Source organism: Mesorhizobium sp. M7A.F.Ca.AU.002.02.1.1 (assembly GCF_003998535.1).
GTDB classification, from domain to species: domain Bacteria; phylum Pseudomonadota; class Alphaproteobacteria; order Rhizobiales; family Rhizobiaceae; genus Mesorhizobium; species Mesorhizobium ciceri.
Genome location: NZ_RZPB01001187.1, coordinates 1 through 1245, shown reverse-complemented (window position 1 = coordinate 1245; position 1245 = coordinate 1). Strand labels below are relative to the sequence as shown.

At 63.0% G+C, this 1245-nt stretch carries 2 protein-coding genes; one reads left to right on the top strand and one right to left on the bottom strand.

All coding sequences use genetic code 11. The features are described from left to right. Positions 1-579 (bottom strand): alpha/beta fold hydrolase (locus EN879_RS36320; RefSeq protein ID WP_127274735.1); only part of this gene is annotated, 579 nt, incomplete at its 3' end. Between the two features lie 101 nt (positions 580-680). Between EN879_RS36320 and EN879_RS36315 the strand changes: the two genes are divergently transcribed. Then, on the top strand, positions 681-1245 hold a 565-nt coding region (locus tag EN879_RS36315; RefSeq protein WP_164774858.1), incomplete at its 3' end, for a LysR family transcriptional regulator.

The window sequence follows — 1245 nt, the reverse complement described above, 5'->3', positions numbered from 1 at the left end:
AACCGCCGCGAACAGACCCGCCAGGCCCTGCCGGTCGATAGCCAGCAGCATGGCGCGAAAGTCTTCGACCACAGGCTCGTTGGCGGCAACCAGCGACGCGGGGAACCAGTTGCTCAGGAACGTCTCGGCGGTTTCCGACATGTCCCGCGCCTGGCGCACCGCAGCGATCCGCTCGTCGAAATAGCTTGCCGGCGCCAGATGCGACGAGGTGTTGCTCAGGATCAGCCGGTCGATCCGCTCGGGCGCGTGGATGCCGAGCCACTGCGCGACGAACCCGCCGAGCGACAGGCCAAGGAAATGTACGCGTTGCAGGTCGAGCGCATCGAGCAACTCGATGACGTCGCGGCCAAGCCGGTCCAGCGAATAGGCGCCGACCGGAACGCTCGATCCGCCATGGCCGCGAAAATCGTAGCGCAGGACACGAAAATGCTTCGACAATTCGCCGACCTGCCCATCCCACATGTGCAGCGTGGTGCCGATGGAATTCGACAGCACCAGCACCGGCTTGCTTGCCTCGCCGTCGAAGCGGTAGGCGATGCGCGTGCCATCGCCCGTTGTGACGAAATTCAGCTCATTCATGATGAAGATTCCTTCTGGAACGTTGAACGAGACAGAGCCTAGCTGTGGAGCGATTTTGTTGATATTACAAAGATAAGACAATCTCTGTAACAAAAACTGACATGGCCGAATTCACCCTGCACGATCTGCAATGCTTCGATGCGGTGGTCCGCACCGGCGGTTTTCAGCCTGCGGCGGCCATGCTGTATCGCTCGCACCCCGCGGTGTTCGCCGCCGTCGCCAAGCTGGAGCGACAGCTCGGCCTCGTCCTTTTGGATCGCAGCGGCTATCGCGTGCGTCCGACCGAGGCCGGGCTGTCGTTCCACCGCCGAGCGCTATCGCTGCTGCGCGAGATGGACGGTTTGCGCGTCCATGCCGCCCAGTTGGCGATGGGTGAGGAAAGCGAGATCCATGTGGTGATCGGCGACCTGTGCCCGCGCCCGCAGGTGCTGGGCATGCTCGGGCGATTCTTCGCACAGTTGCCCGGCACGCGCCTGCATCTGCATTTCGAAGCGGTGGGCGGCCCATGGGAGCGTCTCTTCGACGACGAAGCCGACCTGATCCTGCACTGGGTCGACAAGGGCGATGCGCGGGTGGAATGGGTCGATTTGTGCAAGGTGTCCTTCATTCCCGTGGTGGCGCCGGGCTTTCTGCCTCAGCGTATCGAGCAGCCGATCACCCCGGACC